Here is a 21971-nt window from a genome sequence, read left to right as displayed (position 1 = left end):
GGTTTTATAGGGGGTGACCGTGGCAGGCTTTCGAGATATAATTACCGGTTCTGCGGCGCTTGGTGCTGAAAACGTATTGTGAGTGAAGAATGAATCAAGAACAACAGCAATCTCAACTTAAACAGCTGATAGCGAAAGGCAAGGCGCAAGGTTATTTGACCTATGCGGAGGTCAATGACCACCTGCCGAGCGATATCATCGATCCCGAGCAGATCGACGATATTATCGGCATGATCAACGACATGGGCATTCAAGTTTATGAGGTTGCGCCAGACGATGATGATTCGTTGATTGCCTCGGACGCGGTTGTCACCGCGGACGACGACGAGGAAGTGGCCGAGGTTGCGGCATTGGCGTCGGTGGATAGTGAATTTGGTAGAACCACTGATCCGGTACGCCTGTACATGCGCGAAATGGGGTCTGTTGAGCTCTTAACCCGCGAAGAAGAATTAAAAATCGCCAAGCGAATAGAAGAGGGTCAGCGGCAAGTTGTAGGGGCTATCTCCCGCTCCGGCTTTATCGTTGAATCGTTTATCGAGACGTTCGATTCGGTCAAGGACGAAGAGTCTGGTGTGCGATTGGGTGATTTAGTAACCGGTTTCGTTGATTTGTCGGAAATCGAGGCGGAGATCGAAGTCGAGGCTGTCGATATTGACGCGCCGACGGAGGAAGCGGAAGAGGAATCTAAGGTCGTCGATTACGATGAAGTCAAGGAAAAAGTCGATCAGCTCAGAAAAGCGCTTAAATCAGTAACCGCTTCGATTAAGAAGCATGGTTACGGGCATGACAAAACCGAGAAACTGTTCGACGCATTGGACGAGATTTTTAGCGAGTTCAAATGGACTCCGCAATATTTGAAAAGAATGGTTTCTATTTCCGAAGAGCTGATCGCTCAAATTCGGGAGGAAGAGAAAGCGGTGCTGGAAGTCTTCGTTAAAAAGGCGAAGGTGCCACGCAAAGACTTTATCAATGCGTTTGCTGAAAATGAAGCCAATATCGCTTGGTTAGATCATTATGTCCAGCAACATCCTGCCTATGCTGGGGTTTTAAACGAGCATCGCGAGTATGTTGTCGCCGTGCAACAAAAACTGGCCGATATCGAGGCTCGGTATGGCTTGAGCATCTCGGTGTTGAAAAATATTTGTCGGAATATCTCGCTCGGCGAGGCTAAAGCTCGGCGCGCAAAAAAGGAAATGATCGAAGCGAACTTGCGGTTGGTGATTTCGATAGCTAAAAAATATACCAATCGTGGCTTGCAATTTCTTGATTTGATTCAAGAAGGCAATATTGGTCTGATGAAGGCCGTCGACAAATTCGAATATCGCCGCGGGTATAAGTTTTCAACGTATGCGACTTGGTGGATACGCCAAGCGATTACTCGTTCTATCGCCGATCAGGCCAGAACGATTCGAATTCCGGTGCATATGATCGAGACCATCAATAAGCTGAATCGGGTTTCGAGACAAATCCTGCAAGAGCTTGGCAGGGAGGCTACTCCGGAGGAGTTGGCGGAGCGGATGGAGATGCCGGAAGATAAAATTCGCAAGGTTCTGAAAATAGCCAAGGAGCCGATTTCGATGGAAACGCCGATCGGCGACGACGAGGATTCGCATTTGGGGGATTTTATCGAGGATTCGAAGATGTTATCTCCGATAGAATCTGCTACAATCGCTGGCCTTCGCGAGTCCACTCAAAACGTATTGGCTGGATTGACGGCAAGGGAAGCGAAAGTGTTGCGTATGCGCTTCGGTATTAATATGAATACCGACCATACATTGGAAGAAGTCGGTAAGCAATTTGACGTTACCCGCGAACGAATCCGGCAGATCGAAGCTAAAGCGCTGAGAAAACTGCGTCACCCATCCCGTTCGGAACAACTTCGCTGTTTCCTTGATGAATAATACCGGGGCCCTTAGCTCAGTTGGTCAGAGCTTCCGACTCATAATCGGCAGGTCGTAGGTTCAAGTCCTACAGGGCCCACCATTGATATCCTAGGCCGTTCTCGCGGCCTTTTCTATGTCCGCCACGTTTATTGCGAGGTCCATCACCGTGAACAAAAGCTATCTCTTTACCTCTGAATCGGTATCGGAAGGTCATCCCGACAAAGTCGCCGACCAAATATCCGATGCCATTGTCGACGCGATTCTGGCCCAAGATCCTAGGGCACGGGTGGCCTGCGAAACACTCGTTAAGACCGGAATGGTTGTGTTGGCCGGCGAGGTGACTACCAGCGCTTGGGTCGACACCGAAGAGTTGGTCAGAAAGGTGGTTTGCGAAATCGGTTACGACCACGGCGATATCGGTTTCGACGGTAACAGCTGCGCGGTATTGAATGCCATTGGCAAGCAGTCCGCCGATATTGCCTTGGGCGTCGACGAATCCGAAAATCATGAACAGGGTGCCGGCGACCAAGGTTTAATGTTTGGTTATGCCAGTAACGAAACCGATGTGCTGATGCCCGCGCCAATTACTTATGCGCACCGGTTGGTGGAACGCCAAGCGCAAGTTCGCAAAAACAAGACCTTGCCTTGGCTGCGTCCGGACGCGAAAAGCCAGGTCACATTCCGCTACGAAAACAATAAGCCGGTGGCGATTGATGCCGTAGTGCTGTCGACTCAGCATTCGCCGGAGGTCGGTGGGAAATTGTTGGAAGAAGCGGTGATGGATGAAATCATCCTGCCAACCTTGCCGAAAGAATGGCTGCATAAAGACACCAAATACTTCATTAACCCGACAGGTCAATTCATCATCGGCGGCCCGGTCGGCGACTGCGGTTTGACCGGTCGGAAAATTATCGTCGATACCTATGGCGGTATGGCTCGTCACGGTGGCGGCGCGTTTTCCGGAAAGGACCCGTCGAAAGTCGACCGATCCGCGGCCTATATGGCGCGTTACGTCGCAAAAAACATCGTCGCGGCCGGTCTTGCCGAGCGTTGCGAGATTCAGGTTTCCTATGCGATCGGCGTTGCCGAGCCAACTTCGATTACGGTCGAAACCTTCGGTACCGGTAAAATTGAAGAATCGCGTTTGGTCCAAATCGTTCGCGAACACTTCGACTTGCGTCCGAAAGGTTTGATCGCCCAATTGGGGTTGTTGAAACCGATTTATCGTCCCACGGCGTCTTACGGTCATTTCGGCCGCAACGAAGCCAGCTTCAGTTGGGAAAAAACCGACAAGGCCGAAGCATTGAAAGATGCGGCCGGCGTTTAATCAAGGAGATTGAAATGACGCAAAACGATTACAAAGTCGCCGATATGGCTCTGGCGGACTGGGGCCGGAAGGAAATTCAAATCGCCGAAACCGAAATGCCGGGTTTGATGGCCCTGCGCGCCGAATATGGCGCGTCGCAACCGTTGAAAGGTGCGCGTATCGCCGGTTGTTTGCACATGACCATCCAAACGGCGGTGCTGATCGAAACCTTGACCGCGCTGGGTGCCGAAATTCGCTGGTCGTCGTGCAACATCTTTTCGACCCAGGACCACGCGGCGGCGGCGATCGCGGCGGCCGGCATTCCGGTGTTTGCTTGGAAAGGCGAAACCGAAGCCGAAGCCGAATGGTGCATCGAACAAACGATTCTGGGACCCAACGGCTGGCGGCCGAACATGATATTGGACGACGGCGGCGACCTCACCAATATGATGCACGACAAGTTTCCCGAGCTGATGGCCGATGTTAAAGGTTTGTCGGAAGAAACCACGACCGGGGTATTGCGGCTGACCGAACGGGTCGCCAAGGGTTCATTAAAGGTGCCGGCGTTCAACGTCAACGATTCGGTGACCAAATCCAAATTCGACAATCTGTACGGCTGCCGCGAATCGCTGGTTGACGGCATCAAGCGCGCGACCGACGTCATGGTGGCGGGTAAAATCGCGGTGGTTTGCGGTTATGGCGATGTCGGTAAGGGTTGCGCGCAATCCTTGCGCGGCTTGGGTGCCACTGTCTTGATTACCGAAATCGACCCGATTTGCGCGTTGCAAGCCGCGATGGAAGGCTACCGGGTGGTGACGATGGATGAGGCTGCCGCCCTGGCCAATATCTTCGTCACCGCGACCGGCAACGTTCACGTGATTACCCATGAACACATGAAGGCGATGCGCGACCAAGCCATCGTCTGCAATATCGGCCACTTCGATTCCGAGATCGATATTGCCTCGTTGCGCCAATATCCCTGGGAAAACATCAAGCCGCAAGTCGATCACGTCATCTTCCCGGACGGTAAGCGCATCATTGTGTTAGCGGAAGGCCGATTGGTAAATTTGGGTTGCGCAACCGGCCACCCGAGTTTCGTGATGTCCAATTCGTTCTGCAACCAGGTTTTGGCGCAAATCGAGCTCTGGAACAACGCCTCGGCCTATGAAAACAAAGTCTATGTGCTGCCTAAAAAGTTGGACGAGAAGGTCGCCAGCCTGCATTTGGCGCAAATCGGCGTGAAATTGACCAAGTTGACCGCAGAGCAGGCAGCTTATATTAACGTCAAGGTGGATGGACCCTACAAGCAGGACCATTACCGTTATTAATAGCGGGATAGTAATAAAAAAGGGGGCGTAGGCCCCCTTTTTTGTGGTCTGATTATTCGGTAGATTCCCGGCGGCGTAGCTCAAAACCGAATTTCGGCTTTTAGGCGAAACTCTCGGCCATTCATTTTCAACACGTTCGCCCGTTGATCGGGGCCGAGCATTTCGTAATGGGAGTCGAATACATTGTATACGCCGAAAGAAATATCCGTTTTTGGGACCAACTTATCCGAGCTCAGATTTAGATTGATCAATTCATAAGCACGGGCGCTGGTTCCCCAGTAAGTTTTACGTTGATCGACGAATATGCTTTCAATCCCCAGGCGCAATCGATCATCGAAGAGAGGCTCGGCGAAATGCAGTTTGAGCAGATTTTGCGGCGAATCGTTGCTCCAGGTTTCGTCGGCGTTGTGGTCCTCTAACCAGCTATAGGTGTAGGAGGCTTTAAACAAACGGCCGTTCCGCCAACGCTTTTCGGATTCGAATTCGGCGCCATAGGCATGATACTTGCCCACATTCATAACGGCGTAATTTCCGTCAATATCGCCAGTTGGAGCAGCCTGTAGCAGGTTGGAGATGTCGTTGAAAAAAAGCGAGCCCAACAGGCGAAGATTGTCATTGGAATGCCATTCAACAGTTGCTTCGTAACTCTTGATTTGTTCTTCGTGCATCTTGGGATTCGGGATGATGCCAAAGGCATTGTAGTCGCGCTCCCAGGCGTTGGGAGCTCGAAATGTCGAGCTATACAAGAGTTTGGCCGAGAGGTTGTCGCTTGCGGTCCAAATCAGACCGAGCCGAGGATTGAGCTGCAAGTTTTTCAACATGTGATGATAGTCCAAGCGTAGGCCGGCGCTGAATATCCAATTCGTATCCAGCTTTATGTCATCTTGAACGAACAGCTCCAGCCGATGACCGTTACGATGGCCGGCTACATAGCTGAAATAAGGATCTTTGTCGTAGTTGATTAGTCGTTGGCGTTGGTCGTACTGATATTCCAGACCGGCAATCAGTTTGTGGATATCAAATGCAGTCGTTGTCAACTGTATTTCGCCGCCAAACCAACGACCGCTGGCTTCGTCGTAATTGATGACGCGGGCGTTTTCCGTTCCGGTAGGTTGATCCGCGTAGTAGTCGTAGCCCTGGAAAAAACCTTTCGCGGAAACAGAACTATTGGTATCGAGCGTTTTTAGATATTTAAGATTCGTGAAGAATTGCTTGTCGTTAGTGAAGTACTGGGGATCGTTGAAAATGGCGTCGTAAGAGGCGGTCGGCACTTGCTTGCCGCGGCTCACATAGCCGCCGCTCAAGGTCCAATTTTGGTAGGCGATTTTGCCGAATAGCCGGTCGGCTTTTTCGGTGTCGAGGTTTTGGGCGATGCCGTTATTCGTTTCTGGCGTATCGTATCCCGGAAAATACAGATTATCGACCCCGGCGCGATCATAATGCGAAGCGGAAAATACCAAATCCGCACCGTTCTCCAAGGTTTTGCCGTAGCTAATTCTGCCCTTGTAAGTGTCGAAACTTTCTATTTGGCCGGATGCTAGCGCACCGTCTATCCCTTTGCCTGTCTTGGTAATGACATTGATCATGCCTAGAAAGGCGTTTGCGCCATAGATAGACGAACCTGAGCCGGGCACGTATTCGATGCGGTCGATCAGCTCCATGTCGAGCATGAATTCCTGGGCGATGTAACCGCCATCGTAGACATTTTCGTTCATGCGTTGGCCGTCGATCATCAACAAGACCCTGGAATTATAATCTCCGCTTCGGGCAAATCCGCGAACTCCTAGATAGGTGTAATTGCGGTCGTTGCTGAGAAAGATGCCGCGTAAGCTATTTAAGGCGTCGGCTAAGGTTCTCCACCCGAACGTCCGGATATCTTCTCCGGTGAGTATCGAAATGGACGTTGGGGCATGGGCGACGGATGAGCCAAGTCTGGATGCCTTGATAACGTGAACATTCAGCAATTGTTCTACTGACAGATCGGTTAGATCCACCGATCCAGGATCGGGAGCCGCTACGGCGAGGCTCGGCAGGATCAGTATTATTCCCGCCAAAGTTCTAAGCATTTGAGCGTCCGCAGCAAAAGGCGAAAACAAACGCGTCGTCGGTCGTAGCAGAATGCGCGGCTGACCGATACTTGTGTAAAATTCCCACTTTCAGGCGATCTATCATGTTTTGTTAAGATGGGCTCGAATGTTCGTCTTGCAGCTGGAGTCTGATGGAATTTTAGTGCAACTGGCCATTTTGAATTGAAGTGTTTCCAATTTGCCGAGTTGCTGGTGCGACCAGCGTTCCTTCCGGGTGGCGAAGATGATCTCCGGACTGAGAAAAATGGCACAATATTGTCGTCAAGTCACCACTCTTCCATTGCGAGATATTGTTGAACAACCGTGCTTTAATCGAACGCGATCTGGCTGTGCTTTGGCATCCGTGTAGCCAGATGAAAGACTATGAATTAAGCGGGGATGAGGCATTGCCGATGATCCCGATCAAGTCTGGTAGCGGCGTCTGGCTGGAGGATTTCAACGGCAACCGCTATTTGGACGCGATCAGTTCCTGGTGGGTCAATCTGTTCGGTCACGCTAATCCAACGATAAACCAAGCCATTAAAGACCAGCTCGATACTCTTGAACACGTGATACTTGGTGGATTTAGCCATCAAGCCGCGATCGAGCTTGCCGAAAAATTAGTGGAAATTACGCCGGCTGGCTTGAATAAGTGTTTCTACGCCGACAGTGGTTCGGCAGCTGTAGAAATTGCGCTTAAAATGAGTTTTCACTACTGGCGTAATCTGGGTAAGACTGAAAAAAACCGCTTCATCACGTTGGAGAACAGTTACCACGGCGAAACGCTTGGTGCTTTAGCGGTAGGCAATGTTGCCTTGTACAAGTCAACCTATGCGCCGCTATTGATGGATGTAATCAGCGTGCCGGGGCCCGATTGCTATTTTCGCGAGCCTGGCGAAAGTTGGCGGGATTACTCAAGTCGCCGCTTCAAGGCGATGGAAGAAGCCTTGGCTGAACACGCCGAATCCGTGAGCGCGGTGATCGTCGAACCTTTGGTGCAATGTGCCGGCAATATGCGTATGTACGATCCGGTGTATTTGAAATTGCTGCGCGACGCTTGTGATCGTTACGAGGTGCATTTGATCGCCGACGAAATTGCGGTCGGTTTCGGACGTACCGGTACTCTCTTCGCCTGCGAGCAGGCCGGTATTAGTCCGGATTTTCTTTGTCTTTCTAAAGGATTGACCGGCGGCTATCTGCCGCTCTCGGCCGTATTGACCACCGATAATGTGTATCGGGCATTTTACGACGAGTATCGAAATCTGAACGCATTCCTACATTCGCATAGTTATACCGGTAATGCCTTGGGTTGTAGGGCCGCCCTCGCGACCATCGGTATTTTTCAACAACAAGACGTTTTGGCGCGCAATAGGCACTTGGCGGCGGTATTGGCGGGGGCGCTGGAACGCTTTCGCGAGCATCCCCAGGTCGGAGAAGTACGTCAAACAGGTCTGATCGCGGCGATAGAATTAGTGAAGGATAAGCGGACGCGAGAGCCGTACCCTTGGCAACAAAGGCGAGGGTTACGGGTTTACCGGCATGCGCTGGCCCAAGGGGTGTTGCTGAGACCGCTTGGAAACGTTATTTATTTCATGCCGCCATACGTGATCAACGAAGCGGAGATTGAGTTGATGGTTGAGGTGGCCTGGCAGGGTGTGCAGCTGGCGGTGCAGGACTAATGAGGGTTTCTCGTCTCTATATTCCCCAGCCGCTACAGGTTGGGGGCAGCGTCCAACTTGACGAGACGCGCGCTCACTATTTGCGTAGCGTGCTGAGACTAAAGCAGGATCACGAAGTTATATTATTCAACGGCTTGGGCGATGAATATTTTTGTCGTTTGGACGAAGTTAGTCGTAAAACGGTTAGTGCAAGAGTAGAAAGCCGTATCGAGCGTAATGTCGAAACGCCGCTAAAGGTAATACTTGGCATTGGGGTGTCGAGGGGCGATCGCATGGATTGGGCGATGCAGAAGGCGGTAGAGCTGGGTGTTGCAAGGCTGACCCCGTTGGTCACCGAGCGTTGCGTAATTAAATTTGACGAGGATAAAAAGCAACAGCGTCAAGCTCACTGGCGGGGCATCATTCAACATGCGGCCGAACAGTCGGGCCGAACCATTCTGCCGGAATTGGCGGACTTAGCCGACTTGCCTAAGTGGGCGTCGGAACAAACCGGGTTGCGCCTATTTCTCGATCCGTATGCTGATTTCAGTTTGGCCGATTTGAGGCCGGAGGGTGAAACCGTGACCTTGCTATCCGGTCCGGAGGGTGGGTTTTCCGAGGCGGAGCGGGAATCTGCCAAATCGGCTGGCTTTATCCCTGTCAAGTTGGGAGGGCGGATCTTGCGTACCGAAACCGCGGTCCTAGCGGCATTGGCCGCAGTGCAGGCCTTGTGGGGGGATTTTCGTTAATGCGGACCGCGATTGCGTTGCTGGCGCCGCTAGCTTTGTTACTATTATTGGCCGTTGTCGCCGGGTTTATCGGTTACGGCGTTCTGCTGCTGGTGGGTGATGTCCTGCCGCTCGCGAAGTTAGTTAGTAAGATTACATTGGTGCTGCTGTTGCTAAGTGTATGGCCGTTGAAGCACTATTTGCGGCTGGATTGGTCGAATTTTGGCTTCGCATCGCGCGAAGTGTTTTTTCGGCAGATGGGTTGGGGGTTCTTACTGGGTTTGGCGAGCCTATTGCCCGTGTTAATCGTACTTTACGGACTAGGGGTGCATGTCTGGGACGACAGTCGGGTTTGGAGTGTCAACAAAGTTGCTGAAAAACTCGGTTTGGGGTTGTTTTTCTCGTTATTGATTGGTGTCGGTGAGGAGTTATTATTCCGCGGGTTGTTACTGACGGCGTTGCGGCGCGTCTTGCCACTCTCGATTGCGGTCGTACTGAGTTCGCTGTATTACGCCGCCCTGCATTTCTTAAAAAGTACATCTCTGATTCCGTATGCCGAACTAACACCTTTTTCAGGTATGAAACTGCTTGGAGAAGCGTTCGGCAGTTGGTTGAACCCCGACATCTTGACCGCGCTCATCGCTCTATTGGTTGTCGGTTGTTTTATGGCGACCATCAGGTTGCGTTGGACGGAATCGCTGGGGCTTTGTGTTGGTTGCCATGCGGCTTGGGTTTGGCAGATAAAAGTCTTTAGGGATTTTTTTAACGTTAATTTGCAGTCGAAGCTACTGTATTTAGTGAATACCTATTATGACGGAGTCATCGGGCCTTTGGTTAGCGTTTGGTTGTTGTTGGCGCTGGCTGGTATCCGATTTTGGCTTAGTTGGGGTAAGTCGAGCCCACTAGAGGTGTAGTCGCCTTTGCAGCGGTCGTTTTCTGGTGGCGATAATTTTTATTAAGTTGTTCTTAGGTAAAAAAGAGGAAATTCAGATGCGCAAATTCGCACCGTTATTCGTAACTCCTGCTATTTTCCTGACGGCCGCTACGTTGAGCGGGTGCGCTGGCGAACCTGCGAAGCCAGCCCGGGAAAAAATTCTATCGGGCGATCAAATGCTACGTGATAGTCAAGGAATTGCACAGTTGGGTAGCCGTTGGCAGGAGGGTAAGCAAATGGTCGAGCGTGCCGAGATCATTCAACGCGATGCTCAGGGCAAGCTGGAAGAGGCGCGTCGCATGATGGAAGAGGGCCAGAAAATCATGCGCGAAAGCGAAGAGGGTTACAAAAATTTGAAGCAGTGATAACCGAGCACCCCGACACTGGTCAACCGGTCGCTTCTTTGCTTTGAGAGTGGAATGGCGGGACTGGTTTCAAAAATTGTTTAAGTTTTTGATCGGTTTTAGCGCCAAAATCAGTAAACTCAAAATGTATGCTGTTACATAGTGCGCATAAGCGGCTATTTTCCAAAAACGGTAGATCCGAAATACTGATCTCGTCTCCACAGCGGGAGCACAACATAGGGTGCATTGCGGTTTTTTTCATAGATCCTCCTTGCCGACAAGCGTTTGAGGATACTGCGGATAACGAATAATATCTGTTGCTAATTCAACATTTTCTCGTAGTCTTTTCTTCGGTATTGTGAATTATCCAGAAGTTCTCAAAGTATTGCACAAATTTTCCGCAATTTGAAAAAGGGTCGAGTCTTGGTCATGCGCGATATTTGTTACGCTCGCGGCGTGCGATACGCATGCCTATCCGTGGCGCGCTTGAATATCGACCGGTTTTTAATATCGGTATAGCTGACGCGAAAACGTTTATCGAATTTTGCATAAAAAAATTGACCACTTTTTAATCCAATCTTCACGAACTTTCGAAATAAGCGCTATTATTCCTTGAAATTCCAAGAATCCCAGGGTGCGGCCATTTTTGGCTGGAGTGCCTCGGTTGCGCAATTGTCAATTTCGAAATTTCCATGAGCCGATTTCAGTCACATCTAGTCTCAATGTTGATGATGTTCGCACTGTTAAGTGCGTGCAGCAGTCCTTCGGTCAAAAAAGAAAAATTGGCCGGCTTTAAGCCTTACAGTGTACAGCAACAACCGCAGTCGCAGCGGCACTTGCCGCAACGCCCGTCGCTTCAACCAGAATTTTATGTTGGGATTTTCCCAAAGCCTGCGGAGTTGGAGCCGGCAGTCGGCTTTTGGCGAAATACCTATGCGGTATGGTCGCGATCGCAGGTGGCGTTTCATGATGATAGGTATCTGGACATTGTCTATGAAGTGATGACTTTGCCCGGCTATGTCGGTGAAGGTTTAACCAGCGAGCAAAAAGACTTGATCAGCCAACGCCGCGAATATTGGAAATCTCAGCTGTCAGGTCTGGAAACCAAACTGCGCTATAACGCGGCATTAAGTAATCACGACAGGGATTTGATCGCTCGCTTGGAAAGTACCGGGAAGCCGCTGACTACGATATTGGCCGGCTCATCCGAGCGTTTGCGCTCGCAGCGCGGAACTCGGGAGCGCTTCAAAAGAGGGATGGAAATCAGCGGTCGCTACGATTTGCAATTCCGCAAAGTGTTTCGCGATGCTGGTTTGCCCGAGGATCTGGCTTATTTACCGCATGTTGAATCGTCGTTTCAGCCGGCGGCGAAGTCCTCCGCCGGAGCGGTCGGCATGTGGCAGTTTACCAAGGCTGCCGCAAAAACCTTTATGCCAGGTGGCGACCGTTTCGACCAACGTCTGGATCCTTTTGCCTCTGCGGCCGGTGCGGCGCGTTACCTGAGTTACGCCTACGCTAAGCTCGGCGATTGGCCGGCTGCGGTTACCTCGTACAATCACGGTATCGGCGGTATGAAACGCGCTCAAAATCAGGCGGGTCGTGATTTCGTTCGGATAGTGGAAAGCTATGACGGTCCTGCGTTCGGTTTCGCGTCCAGAAACTATTATGCACAGTTTCTGGCGGCTCGTGAAATTGCCAACAATTCGTTAGCGTATTTTCCGGAAGGCATTCAATACGAAAGCCCAGCATTGCCCGGACAATACGTGGCGGCCGAATAAGAGCTAACAATCAGGAAAACTGGCGGCTTATTTCTCAATATTCGTCGGAGCCGATTTGTCGCTTGCCGTTTTAGCGTGAGTTTGACTGGTGGATGGTGGGGGAGCTCGCGTCGCTCTTGAAGTGTCGGCGCGAGCGGACCGTCGGAACTATCGTTGCAATCGTGAACATTAAAAGATCAGCGTCGATTTTCGCTGGGCAGTTGCATTCCCGTGATGTATTTTGCAGGTTGTTCTTGGTATCGCCCAAGGTAGGTATGTCTTGGGTGTCCGCTCCAAATATCGATGACCTCGTCTATTAATATCGAGTCGCTTTCTATTGGTCATTCCGATTTAATTTCTAAGTGAAATTTCTTGCAATTTGAATGGCTATTCGAGGGGGATTTTCTGATTATTAAACCCTGTATTAATAAGGTTATTGCTTGTCATTTTTCTGTTTTAACGGTGTTGCTTTGATCTGTGATAGCATGCCGGTGCATTTGAATATGCACTAATAAATGGGTGGTAATAACATAGATTTATTAGGGAAATTTAAACAATTAAGACAGGAAACCTAATGATTAATCCGATTAAAAAAACTTTGGCGGCTTTGTGCTTGATGGCTGCGACAATTTCCGTTCCGGCATTTGCAAACAGCGCGGGCGATGCCAAAGTTCGTGCCGCCGCTGAAGGCACGGTAGCGAAAGTCGAAGAAGCCGTTAGTTTGGTGGAAAAGGGCGCCGATAAAGCCGAAGTCCTGAAAGCGCTGAGCGATGTGCGTCAATTGCAAAAGGAATTCCGCTACGAGCAGACCGAACGCTTGCGCCAAAAAGCCGGTGATCGTCTGAAAACCGCTCGCGAGCAATTGGAAAACGGCGACGCGGAAGGTCCTGCGAGCTTGAAAGCCACGCTGGAAATCTATAAGGAAATGTTGAAAGTCTATAACGCCGCGCACTAAGTTCGTCACGGTTTAGCCGGCTGGCCCATGCGCTAGTCGGCCGCTCCGGTTCTTGTTCTCAACCTTTTTAGGTTTGTTCGGAAAATCGGCTTTCGAACAAATCCGCCGGTAACGGTTTCGCAAAGAAAAAGCCTTGGCCGAAGTCGCAGTCTGCGTTTTTGAGCAATTGCCGCTGGGCTTCCGATTCTATGCCTTCCGCGATGACGCGAATGCCAAGCTTGTGGGCCATCAGGATGATGGCTTCGCATAGTGCCAAGTTCGCGGGATCGGCGGAAAGATTGTTAACGCATTCCTGATCGATTTTTAAATAATCAATATCGTATTTTTTTAAATAAGACAACGACGAATACCCGGTACCGAAATCGTCCAACGAGATTTGAATGCCGGCGTCGCGAAATGAGGACAACTGGTCCTGAAAGCGGTTGCCACTTTCCAGTAGCACGCCTTCGGTGATTTCGACGACGATGTGTTGGCCGGACAATTGCAGTTGAGTCAACTTTTCGAGCCACGCTTGGTGGTTTTCGCGTTCGTTGCGAAATTGCACCGAGGATTTGTTGATACTGATTTGAAAGTCGTCGTGTATCGAGAGTCGCCATTTGCGAGCTTGTTGCGCGGCTTGTTCGAAGAGCCAGTTGCCTATTGTGTTGATCAGACCGGTTTCTTCGGCTATGGGAATGAACTCGGCCGGGCCGATCAGGCCGCGTTGGGGATGGTGCCAGCGAATCAGCGCTTCGGCCTTGCATACCCGATTGCTGCTCAGTTCGACAATGGGTTGGTAGTAAACAGTCAATTGCCGGGTGGACAGCGCCGAGCGCAAGTCCTTGCTCAGGCCAAGTCGATGCCGCGCGGCTTCCTGCATGGCAGGGATGAAAAAACAATATTGATTGCGACCGCGATTTTTGGCCACATACATGGCTTGGTCGGCGTGTTTTAGCAGCGATTTGATATCTCTAGCGTCATCCGGGTAGAAGGCGATACCGATGCTGGTGGAAATGTGGGCAACGTCCGCGCCTAACTCGAAGCGCTCCGCCATTTTTTCCAATATCGCACCCGCAATCCGTTCCACGTTACAAGGTTCGCCGACTTCTCTTAGGATCACCGTGAACTCGTCGCCACCCAATCTGGCAACCGTGTCGGAGTCTCGGACGCACAGACGTATACGCTGGGCGGCGGTTTGCAGAAGTTTGTCGCCCATGTCGTGTCCCAGCGTGTCGTTGACTTCCTTGAACAGATCCAGATCGATGAAGAACAAAGCCAGCCGGGTTTTATCCCGGCCGGCTTTTTTGATTTCCTGCTCCAAGCGGTCGTGAAACATGCGCCGGTTTGGCAATTGGGTCAGCGGGTCGATATTGGCCTGCTGCCAGATCAGGTTCTCGGCCTGTTTTTTTTCAGTGATGTCCGCGAACAGTGCTACTAATCGAAATATCTGCCCCGCCGAATCCTTGATGGCGTTGACCGTCAGCCATTTTGCGTATCTGTCCCCGGATTGGGTCCTATCCCAAACTTCGCCTTGCCAAAAACCGGATTTGCGAACGCTCTGCCACATCGCTTTGCGGTGATCTTCGGTATTGATAAGATCGATGGATTGGCCCTCGATCTCCTCGCGGCAATGGCCGGTAATCTGGGTAAAAGCCGGGTTGACCGCGATAATACGTCCCTCTGCGTCAGCCAGTAGCATGGCTTCGCTACTGTTTTGGTAAATTAACGCGGCTTGCTGCAAGACTTCTTCGATACGCTTGCGTTCGCTGATATTCCGGGCTATCGCCAGGTTGTAACCGGTGTTGGCGTATTCGAAGAAGTTGGCCACGACTTCGACCGGAAACAGTCGGCCATCCTTGGTTTGATGTAGGGTCTCTAAAGTTAGCGAACCCGATGCCTTGAGCGCTTGCCAATGAGTTCGCCAAATCGTGTCGGTATGCGCGGGGTCGATGTCTTCAACCCGCATGCCTCGCAATTGTTCGCGACTGTAGCCTAATTCCAAGCAAGCGTGGCGGTTGGCGTAGATAATCCTGGCATCATTGTCGATCAAATAAGCAGCGTCGCGCATCTGATCCATGCCGAAGCTCAATTGCGCCAACGGCGTTTCCGAGGCCTTGCGTTCGGTAATGTCGCGAAAATGCCAAATTTGCCCAACCGCGATGCCATCGCGATATTCGGTCGTCTGGTGGCGTTCGATGATCCGACCGTCGCTTAACAATAGTTCGTCGTAAGCGTGTCGTTCCGGATCGCGGCGTACCTCAAACCAGCGGGTTTCCGCATCGTCTTGCAAATCCGTGCCGTTCAGGATCCGGCGGAGCGGCGCGGATTGGGTGTCCGCGTTGAGCAACTCCCGGTCAATCTGCCACATACGGGCGAACTCGGTGTTGTATTGCATGACGCGACCGGCCGCGTCGACAACCAGAATGGCATCGGTGGTGGCGTCCAACGTCGCTTTCAGCAGCGATAGGGAGTGTTCGAGCTTGGATCTGGTGTGGGCCATGTCAGCGCTTTGGTATAGGTCGATTTCGGCTAGCCGAGCCCTGTGAGAGACTGCTACGTATCGATCTTAACAATAAACCTCGCGGGCTGATAGTGTCGATTGCCAAAGCCGCATCGCATGGGGGACTCGCAGACCAAGTATCGTGCAAGGCGGGCTCGATTAAGGCGTGCGGTAGCTGTTCAGCATAGGCTTCACAACCGGCCTAAATCCAAGTTTCCCGTCGAAAAAGGGAGCTCGAGGCGGATATCGCCGCTCCCCCTTTTTTGAAAGAGGGGGGTGACAGATCGCTGAGCATTCGCCGAATAGTTAGTGCTTGCCAAGCAAATCGGCAAAATAATGCATGGCGCCAATCAACGGTGCGCGTGGATTCAACGCGAGTTTTACCGGTATTTTCGCTAACAGCGGTTGAAAGCGGCCTTTGGCTGCGAATGAGCGTAAAAACTCACCCGACTCCAGAACCTTACGAATCTTCGGGCCTATCCCGCCGCCGATAAACACGCCGCCCGTCGCAAGCAGCTTCAAGGCCAGATTGCCGGCTTCCGCACCGTACAATTCGGCGAATAAACGGGTTGCTTCTTCACAGAGCGGGTCTTCGCCGCCCACACCCAAACGCGAAATCAGTGCGTTGCGGTCCACTTCGGATTCGGCGTGCGCGGCGGGAATTGCAGGGCAGGCCGGCGCGAAACGGTCGGCTAACAGAAAATCGTATAAATGACTGAAGCCGTTTCCGGACAGCACCCGCTCGCAACTGACGTGGTCTGGAAACAGTTGGCGCAAATAGACCAACAACCGATCCTGTTGTTCGGTTTGCGGCGCCAAGTCGCTATGTCCGCCTTCGGTGGCGATGGGATGATAGCGTTGGCCGTCCCAATACAAAGCAGCCTCGCCGAGTCCGGTGCCGGCCGCGATCACGGCGATATTGCCGGTTTGGGGTTCGGCGGCGGGATTCAGTTCGACGAAATCTTCCGGTGGCAGGTGCAGCATGCCCAAAGCCATCGCTTCCAAATCGTTAAGCAGTTTGACTTGGTCGGTACCCAGCTTCTGTTGCAACCGTCGACCATCCAGCAACCAGGGTAGATTCGTGGTTTGGCAGCGTTGTTCGACCACCGGTCCGGCGACGCCGAAACAGGCTGACGTTGGCGGGGGCTGATCGGCGAGGAATAAGTCCAAAATCTCCTCGAAGTCCAGGAATTCACGGCTGGCAAACGTTTGTTCGCGCACGCTGTGCAGCGTGCCGTCGGCTAATGGTTCAATTAAGGCCAGCACCGTTTTGGTACCGCCGATGTCGCCGGCTAAAATCATATCGGTCCTCACTGGGCGTTGGGCGTGTCGAGTAAATGCATCAGGGCGTCGAGAATGCCGTTGGCAACGGCGTGGGGCGGCAGTTGATAAAAGGCCTGCCAAGCCAGCGACACGTAATTTTCGTATTGGTCGCGGTGGTCAGGGTGATCGTGCAGCCAGCAGATTCTGACGGCGTGGCCGATCAGAATGTCGGTGACTATCGTATCGTCCACCCGTAAGGCCGGGTTGTCCCGGAAAATAGAACCCAGCGCTCGCAATGCCTCGGCGGTCAATTGCCGGTAGACCGGCGCCTGAATTTTATTGAGTACGTGATTGACGTGCAATTTAAAGGTTTGCTCGCCCGGCGTCATCTGCGACAGCGTGGTCTCGCTGTCGAGCCGGCGCATACCGTTGATTTTTTCGCCTATCATCAGGCCCTGGCAACGCTCCAGTACCGTCCAAACGCCGGTGAAAAAAGCGTCGTTTTCACGGCCGACGCTGCCTTGGCGTTCGCGCCAGTCGTACCAGTCCTCGGAGTCGCCGCGATTCGGGTTCATCGTTGCCGGGAAGCGAGCCGAACTCAAGTCGCGTTGCGCGCCGTCGTAATGCAGGGTTTCCACCAAGCCTAGTTGGGTTTGGCTATTGCCGTAATCCTCTAAAGTTTCTCTGAGCAGTTCCACCAGTCGGTGCGGCGGCAGACCTAATACCTCGGTAAATGCTTGGTCCAGCGAAACTTGGCTGGCGCGTTTTTGCCGGGCCACGATCAGCTGCAGAATATGGCCGACCCGTATCGTATGCATGTCGGCAAACAATTCTGGCTTGAGTTTGATCAGCATGCCCAAATAAATGATCAATTCCTGGATGACAATGTGCTGATTGCTATCCTGATTGTTAAAGCTACGGATGGTTTGCAGTATTTCCCAGGAGTCGGTCGGCCGCCGTAACGTGGCTTTGCCGCTGTAGGCGCGGCCGACGGTCAAGCCGTGTTGGCGGACCAGGATGTCGGTCGCCGCCTGTTCCAGATTGATATCGTACTTGCCTAGAATGCCGGCTGCGCGACGCACGATGTACCAGACGTGGCGGTCGCCGGCGCGGGCGTAAACCTCTTCCAGCAGGTCGCGCACCGAATACTCCTGGCCGGCCAAGCGCACAGGATGGTCCAAGCCGTGGCGGCCGCCGAGCAGACTTAAGGCTTCCAGTTGCGCATACAGATTGCCGTTGCCGCGCAATTGCTCTAGTAACAACGCATCGTCGCCGATTTCCCAGGCGGTCAGCGTATAGCTGTCCAAAGGTTGTGGGGTGGCGGCCTCGTGCGGCATGGCGTGCGCGCAGGGGCGCTCGGCGTCGTCACGCCGCGGCTCCGAAAAGCGAAAATCGTGCAGATAACCGATTTTCTCACGACAGGAGTCGGCCGCGAATTCGGTTAACAGGCCGAGCCTAACCTCGATGTCGGCCAATTTGCCGGAGCCGATTTGCTGGATGAAATCCAGCAACATTTCGCGATCGGCGCCGTGCAGCATGTTGTCCTTGACGTTGATGACGAAGATTGGCGGCTTAGGGCTGTCCCAGTGGTGTGCCAAATACGTCAATTCCATGCGCAGGCGTTGAATCAACAAGCGATTGTCCATCGCAATATAGAATCCTTGTTGGTTCATGAATTGCGGCAGGAACAGCAGCGGTTCGCCGGCCAGCAGATAAAGGCGGGAGGTCGCCAAGCTGCGAATTTGGCGCAAGGGGCGTCCGGTCAGGCCGATTCGATCGTTGCGTCCTACTTGGGTGTAGGCCGCAGCGAGTTCGCTGGCTTCGCGCACCTGTATCGGCGCGATTTCACCGAGTGTTTGCGAGACGATGCCGGTAGCGTGTAAGTCTGCTTGTACCGCCTCGCTGTCGGCCAGCAGCGCCACCTGTAAAGGCGTTCGGTTATACAGGCGGGTGGATTTGTAACGGCCCAGCGGATCGATGTCGTCTAGCGCGATCAAGCCGTCCTGCAGCAGACAGCCTAGGATAAACAGACTTTGTGCCCAGACTAGCGGCACGTTTTCGTTGGGCACCCGTTCTTGGCTGTGGGGGTGGCGCTTCTCGGCCGCGATCGCCGGTTCCGGCACCAAATACAGCTCGGGCAACAACCATTGACCGTTACGTTCCACCAATAAGTGTTCCAAACGGCGCCGATAGTCGCCCACGCCGTCGGCGTCGCGGGCAAACAAGCGATTGAGCAGCAAGTACGAAAAAAACAGCGGCCATTCGCACTCGATGTCCATGAACTGCTTCAGCTCGCTGGGTTCGTAATGCAGGCGCTGGTGGTCTTCGATGACGGTTTGGTGGCCGTCCAGCAGAAAGCGCTTGCAACCGTATCGGCCTTGCAGTTTCTCGACGATCAATGTCTCGGTTTTTTCGCGGAGAGCGGCATTGTCGACCGCGAAGGCTGGAAAGCCGGTGATGCTGAGTACCGCCGAATCGACTTCCTTGGAAATCGATTCGCGCGGCAGCAGCGATTCCAGCGTAATTCGGGTACGGGCGATGTCGTCGGCGACGACATGGATGATCGCGGTCTGGCCGCCATCCTTGCCGAACAGGTTGAAGCCAGACATCGCTTCCAGCGCCGCCTTGGCCATACCGATCGAACTGGCGTTCAATTCGGCGATGCCGTGGTTCATTTTATTGCCGCGTTCCCAAATGCCGTAATCCGGCGTGCGGTAGGCGCGGCTGACATAGTGCACCAGATTCTGCACGAAATTGACTTCGTCCACGCTGAACACGATGCGGAGCCCCGATGCGATCATTTGCGCCAGCATCAACAAAAACAACGAGGTGGCATCTAGTTGCAAATGGCCCCATTCGTTGTCGGCAACCACGATTTCGCCGGTCTGGGTGTTGTATTTGGCGTGCAGCGCGTCGAGCGGGTCCTGACTGTGCTTGAATTTCTCGACTTTAGGCGCTTGGCGCATCATTGCGGTCAGCAGGCCGCGCATTAGCCTGACGACGCTTTGCTCCAGCAAATAAGCGCGTTCCGGGTTTTCGCCGTTCTTCCGGTAAGCCAACGCTAGCCCCCAAGCCGCCAGAATGCTATATACGTTGTCCCTAACCCAAGCGTCGGTATAGTTGCCGTGTACGGTGACGGCGGTGCTGGCCGGCAGCAAGCCACTAATCCAGTTTTGCCGGCTGAGAATGATGTCGTGGACTTGGCGGTAATATTGGTCTAACGCGTCGCTACTGGGTTGGGTCATATCGGTGCCGGGCTGGGTGGGACGGAATGGTCGGGTTCAGGCCTTGGGTAAAGTGACGCCGGTTTGTCCCTGGTATTTGCCGCCTCTGTCCCTGTAGGAGGTTTCGCAGACTTCGTCGCCGCCGAAAAATAGCATTTGGGCAACGCCTTCGTTGGCGTAGATTTTGGCCGGCAGCGGCGTGGTATTCGAGAATTCCAAGGTCACGTGGCCTTCCCATTCCGGTTCCAGCGGCGTGACGTTGACGATGATGCCGCAGCGGGCGTAAGTCGATTTGCCCAGGCAGACCACCAGCACGTCACGCGGAATTCGGAAATACTCAACGGTACGGGCCAACGCGAACGAGTTGGGCGGAATGATGCAGACGTCGGACTTGACATCGACAAAGCTGGCCTCGTCGAAATCTTTTGGATCGACGATAGTCGAGTTGATGTTGGTGAAAATTTTGAATTCGTTGGAACAGCGCACGTCGTAACCATAGCTCGACGTCCCGTAAGAGATGATCCGGCCTTGAGCGGATTCGCGAACTTGGCCGGCCTGAAACGGCTCTATCATGCCGTGTTGCTCGGACATTTTGCGTATCCACTGGTCTGATTTGATGCTCATGTTGCTGGGCTTACCATTAAAAAAGGAACAGACTGCCAACATAGCATATCAAGGCTGAAAAATCGCTACTCCGGCCGCGTTCGGCCGGTTTTATCGGCCCGTGGGTCGCGTTTAAAAATATTAGGAAAAACTGATTTACAAATTAGACGACCGGTCGCATAATTAATCCATGTCATCGCTAAAGCCGAAACAAGTCAAAAAAGATCGATTGCTCGAGCAGGGCGTCAGTTTGCTGCTGGAAAAAGGCTATCACGCCACCGGCCTGAAAGAGATCTTGGACACCGTGCAAATTCCCAAGGGCTCGTTTTACGCCTATTTCGAAAGCAAGGAACGCTTCGCCGCCGAAGCGATCCATCATTACATCGAGCCTTTTATCGTCCGCTTGACCGGGCATTTGCAAAACCCGGAATTGGACGGACTGGGCGCATTGAAAGCGTATTACGCGGAATTGATAGCGGAAGTGGCCAAAACCGGTTTCAAGGGCGGTTGTCTGCTGGGCAATTTGATGGGGGAAATCGGCGATACCAGTCCGCTATGCCGCGACGCCTTGCTGGACGCGGTCGGTCGCTACGCCGATTTGCAGAAAACCGCGCTGGAGCGCGGCCAGAAAGACGGTACAGTACGCACCGATAAGACCGCGAAAAGTATGGCGGATTTGATGTTAAACGGCTGGCAGGGCGCGTTGTTGCGGATGAAAGTCGAGCAGTCGGTTGAACCCTTGCAGGCGGTTTGCCGGGATTTGTTGGATGATTATTTTAGGGCTTGATTGAGTTCCTGCCTTATCGCATGCTAGCGCTAAATTGGAGGTGATTGATGGATGCACAAACGATAACCGAACAGGCATTAAAACTGGCTCCGGCAGCAAGAGCATATATTGCGGAAATCTTGATCGAAAGCCTGGATTATGAAGAAGACTTTCCGGTTTCCGAGGAGTGGCGGCAGGAAATCCAAAAGCGTTGCAAGGAAATAGACGCCAATTCGGCGCTGCTGCTGGATGGCGAACAAGTCATGGCGGAGCTAAGACAGCGCTTTTTATGAAATATTTCCTGCATCCTCAGGCCCGCGAGGAGTTGGAACAAGCAATATTGTTTTATCAAAAACAACAAGCGGGTTTGGAAAAGCGCCTTATCGATGCGGTGGACGATGCCACCCACCGGGTTTGTAACAATCCCATGTTGTATCGAAAGGTAGATGATGAAACTCGCAAGTGCCGGATATTGCGTTTTCCATATGCGTTAGTGTTTCGGGAAAAAGCCGGAAAATTGGAGATTTTGGCGGTGATGCATTTGCGAAAACAGCCTAATTATTGGAATTCTAGAAAATGATGTCGTGGATTTGGTGTTGGATGACCTGGCAGGGTGCGTTGCCAAAAATGAAGGTCGAGGGTGGAGCTGTTGCAGGCGGTTTGTCAGGATTTTAGGG

Annotated in this window: 18 protein-coding genes and 1 tRNA gene; 13 read left to right on the top strand and 6 right to left on the bottom strand. The window is 52.6% G+C overall.

Annotation, left to right across the window (positions count from 1 at the left end):
• Positions 1 to 89 precede the first annotated feature (89 nt).
• The 4 genes from rpoD (at position 90) to ahcY (ending at position 4517) form a co-directional block, all read left to right on the top strand.
• Complete coding sequence (rpoD, locus tag ACQE3E_RS20100) at positions 90 to 1901, top strand: RNA polymerase sigma factor RpoD (RefSeq protein ID WP_168032863.1); 1812 nt, start codon at positions 90 to 92, stop codon at positions 1899 to 1901.
• Between the two features lie 5 nt (positions 1902 to 1906).
• Positions 1907 to 1983: transfer RNA gene (locus tag ACQE3E_RS20095), tRNA-Ile, on the top strand.
• A 33-nt stretch (positions 1984 to 2016) separates the two neighbouring features.
• Positions 2017 to 3210: a methionine adenosyltransferase gene (gene metK / locus ACQE3E_RS20090; RefSeq protein WP_427500992.1), complete on the top strand. Its 1194-nt coding sequence runs from the start codon at positions 2017 to 2019 to the stop codon at positions 3208 to 3210.
• 14 nt (positions 3211 to 3224) lie between these two features.
• Complete coding sequence (ahcY, locus tag ACQE3E_RS20085) at positions 3225 to 4517, top strand: adenosylhomocysteinase (RefSeq protein WP_313730532.1); 1293 nt, start codon at positions 3225 to 3227, stop codon at positions 4515 to 4517.
• Positions 4518 to 4597: 80 nt separating this feature from the next.
• Here the strand turns inward: ahcY and ACQE3E_RS20080 are convergent, their stop codons facing one another.
• The gene (locus ACQE3E_RS20080; RefSeq protein WP_313730533.1) at positions 4598 to 6583 is read right to left on the bottom strand and encodes a TonB-dependent receptor plug domain-containing protein; all 1986 of its coding nucleotides are present in this window, start codon (positions 6581 to 6583) and stop codon (positions 4598 to 4600) included.
• Positions 6584 to 6957: 374 nt separating this feature from the next.
• Between ACQE3E_RS20080 and ACQE3E_RS20075 the strand changes: the two genes are divergently transcribed.
• The 4 genes from ACQE3E_RS20075 (at position 6958) to ACQE3E_RS20060 (ending at position 10268) form a co-directional block, all read left to right on the top strand.
• Positions 6958 to 8262 (top strand): adenosylmethionine--8-amino-7-oxononanoate transaminase, encoded by a 1305-nt coding sequence (locus tag ACQE3E_RS20075; RefSeq protein WP_409521126.1) that lies wholly within the window; start codon positions 6958 to 6960, stop codon positions 8260 to 8262.
• The gene (locus tag ACQE3E_RS20070; RefSeq protein WP_313730535.1) at positions 8262 to 8990 is read left to right on the top strand and encodes a 16S rRNA (uracil(1498)-N(3))-methyltransferase; all 729 of its coding nucleotides are present in this window, start codon (positions 8262 to 8264) and stop codon (positions 8988 to 8990) included. The genes ACQE3E_RS20075 and ACQE3E_RS20070 overlap by 1 nt, the downstream gene beginning before the upstream one ends.
• Entirely contained in the window at positions 8990 to 9883 is an 894-nt protein-coding gene (locus ACQE3E_RS20065; RefSeq protein WP_313730536.1) for a CPBP family intramembrane glutamic endopeptidase, read from the top strand. Before ACQE3E_RS20070 ends, ACQE3E_RS20065 begins: the two co-directional genes overlap by 1 nt.
• A gap of 76 nt (positions 9884 to 9959) precedes the next feature.
• Complete coding sequence (locus tag ACQE3E_RS20060; protein ID WP_313730537.1) at positions 9960 to 10268, top strand: hypothetical protein; 309 nt, start codon at positions 9960 to 9962, stop codon at positions 10266 to 10268.
• Positions 10269 to 10290: 22 nt separating this feature from the next.
• Here ACQE3E_RS20060 and ACQE3E_RS20055 read toward each other — a convergent pair whose 3' ends face one another.
• Positions 10291 to 10509, bottom strand: a complete 219-nt coding sequence (locus ACQE3E_RS20055; protein WP_139306125.1) for a hypothetical protein — start codon at positions 10507 to 10509, stop codon at positions 10291 to 10293.
• 694 nt (positions 10510 to 11203) lie between these two features.
• On the opposite strand from ACQE3E_RS20055, the gene ACQE3E_RS20050 reads away from it, so the two are divergent.
• Together ACQE3E_RS20050 and ACQE3E_RS20045 are read left to right on the top strand one after the other, a co-directional pair.
• Positions 11204 to 12025: a lytic transglycosylase domain-containing protein gene (locus tag ACQE3E_RS20050; RefSeq protein ID WP_313730538.1), complete on the top strand. Its 822-nt coding sequence runs from the start codon at positions 11204 to 11206 to the stop codon at positions 12023 to 12025.
• Positions 12026 to 12578: 553 nt separating this feature from the next.
• Positions 12579 to 12959, top strand: a complete 381-nt coding sequence (locus tag ACQE3E_RS20045; protein WP_064031702.1) for a hypothetical protein — start codon at positions 12579 to 12581, stop codon at positions 12957 to 12959.
• A 67-nt stretch (positions 12960 to 13026) separates the two neighbouring features.
• Here ACQE3E_RS20045 and ACQE3E_RS20040 read toward each other — a convergent pair whose 3' ends face one another.
• From ACQE3E_RS20040 to dcd, 4 genes are all read right to left on the bottom strand, one after another.
• Positions 13027 to 15438, bottom strand: a complete 2412-nt coding sequence (locus tag ACQE3E_RS20040; protein WP_313730540.1) for a sensor domain-containing protein — start codon at positions 15436 to 15438, stop codon at positions 13027 to 13029.
• 306 nt (positions 15439 to 15744) lie between these two features.
• On the bottom strand, positions 15745 to 16740 hold the full coding sequence (gene glk, locus ACQE3E_RS20035; RefSeq protein WP_064031700.1) for a glucokinase: 996 nt from the start codon (positions 16738 to 16740) through the stop codon (positions 15745 to 15747).
• Positions 16741 to 16748: 8 nt separating this feature from the next.
• On the bottom strand, positions 16749 to 19946 hold the full coding sequence (locus ACQE3E_RS20030) for a glycoside hydrolase family 15 protein (RefSeq protein WP_313730541.1): 3198 nt from the start codon (positions 19944 to 19946) through the stop codon (positions 16749 to 16751).
• 36 nt (positions 19947 to 19982) lie between these two features.
• Entirely contained in the window at positions 19983 to 20549 is a 567-nt protein-coding gene (dcd, locus tag ACQE3E_RS20025; protein ID WP_064031738.1) for a dCTP deaminase, read from the bottom strand.
• 169 nt (positions 20550 to 20718) lie between these two features.
• On the opposite strand from dcd, the gene ACQE3E_RS20020 reads away from it, so the two are divergent.
• Genes ACQE3E_RS20020 through ACQE3E_RS20010 form a run of 3 tightly spaced genes read left to right on the top strand, consistent with a single transcriptional unit; the run spans position 20719 to position 21874 of the window.
• Positions 20719 to 21315, top strand: a complete 597-nt coding sequence (locus ACQE3E_RS20020) for a TetR/AcrR family transcriptional regulator (protein ID WP_071155780.1) — start codon at positions 20719 to 20721, stop codon at positions 21313 to 21315.
• A 47-nt stretch (positions 21316 to 21362) separates the two neighbouring features.
• Positions 21363 to 21587 (top strand): addiction module protein, encoded by a 225-nt coding sequence (locus ACQE3E_RS20015; RefSeq protein WP_313730544.1) that lies wholly within the window; start codon positions 21363 to 21365, stop codon positions 21585 to 21587.
• Positions 21584 to 21874 (top strand): type II toxin-antitoxin system RelE/ParE family toxin, encoded by a 291-nt coding sequence (locus tag ACQE3E_RS20010; RefSeq protein WP_071155776.1) that lies wholly within the window; start codon positions 21584 to 21586, stop codon positions 21872 to 21874. Before ACQE3E_RS20015 ends, ACQE3E_RS20010 begins: the two co-directional genes overlap by 4 nt.
• Positions 21875 to 21971: the final 97 nt, after the last annotated feature.

It is taken from the genome of Methylomonas sp. MED-D, from assembly GCF_050276835.1.
GTDB classification, from domain to species: Bacteria; Pseudomonadota; Gammaproteobacteria; order Methylococcales; family Methylomonadaceae; genus Methylomonas; species Methylomonas koyamae_A.
This window is presented reverse-complemented; position numbering and strand designations above follow the sequence as displayed.

Bases quoted from the DNA above. Each gene is read 5' to 3' on its own strand.
- ACQE3E_RS20015 (WP_313730544.1), top strand. From the start codon at position 21,363: ATGGATGCACAAACGATAACCGAACAGGCATTAAAACTGGCTCCGGCA.
- ACQE3E_RS20080 (WP_313730533.1), bottom strand. From the start codon at position 6,583: ATGCTTAGAACTTTGGCGGGAATAATACTGATCCTGCCGAGCCTCGCC.
- ACQE3E_RS20055 (WP_139306125.1), bottom strand. From the start codon at position 10,509: ATGAAAAAAACCGCAATGCACCCTATGTTGTGCTCCCGCTGTGGAGAC.
- ACQE3E_RS20040 (WP_313730540.1), bottom strand. From the start codon at position 15,438: ATGGCCCACACCAGATCCAAGCTCGAACACTCCCTATCGCTGCTGAAA.
- ACQE3E_RS20030 (WP_313730541.1), bottom strand. From the start codon at position 19,946: ATGACCCAACCCAGTAGCGACGCGTTAGACCAATATTACCGCCAAGTC.
- ACQE3E_RS20010 (WP_071155776.1), top strand. From the start codon at position 21,584: ATGAAATATTTCCTGCATCCTCAGGCCCGCGAGGAGTTGGAACAAGCA.
- dcd (WP_064031738.1), bottom strand. From the start codon at position 20,549: ATGAGCATCAAATCAGACCAGTGGATACGCAAAATGTCCGAGCAACAC.
- ACQE3E_RS20060 (WP_313730537.1), top strand. From the start codon at position 9,960: ATGCGCAAATTCGCACCGTTATTCGTAACTCCTGCTATTTTCCTGACG.
- rpoD (WP_168032863.1), top strand. From the start codon at position 90: ATGAATCAAGAACAACAGCAATCTCAACTTAAACAGCTGATAGCGAAA.
- ACQE3E_RS20065 (WP_313730536.1), top strand. From the start codon at position 8,990: ATGCGGACCGCGATTGCGTTGCTGGCGCCGCTAGCTTTGTTACTATTA.
- ACQE3E_RS20045 (WP_064031702.1), top strand. From the start codon at position 12,579: ATGATTAATCCGATTAAAAAAACTTTGGCGGCTTTGTGCTTGATGGCT.
- ACQE3E_RS20020 (WP_071155780.1), top strand. From the start codon at position 20,719: ATGTCATCGCTAAAGCCGAAACAAGTCAAAAAAGATCGATTGCTCGAG.
- ahcY (WP_313730532.1), top strand. From the start codon at position 3,225: ATGACGCAAAACGATTACAAAGTCGCCGATATGGCTCTGGCGGACTGG.
- metK (WP_427500992.1), top strand. From the start codon at position 2,017: ATGTCCGCCACGTTTATTGCGAGGTCCATCACCGTGAACAAAAGCTAT.
- glk (WP_064031700.1), bottom strand. From the start codon at position 16,740: ATGATTTTAGCCGGCGACATCGGCGGTACCAAAACGGTGCTGGCCTTA.
- ACQE3E_RS20070 (WP_313730535.1), top strand. From the start codon at position 8,262: ATGAGGGTTTCTCGTCTCTATATTCCCCAGCCGCTACAGGTTGGGGGC.
- ACQE3E_RS20075 (WP_409521126.1), top strand. From the start codon at position 6,958: ATGAAAGACTATGAATTAAGCGGGGATGAGGCATTGCCGATGATCCCG.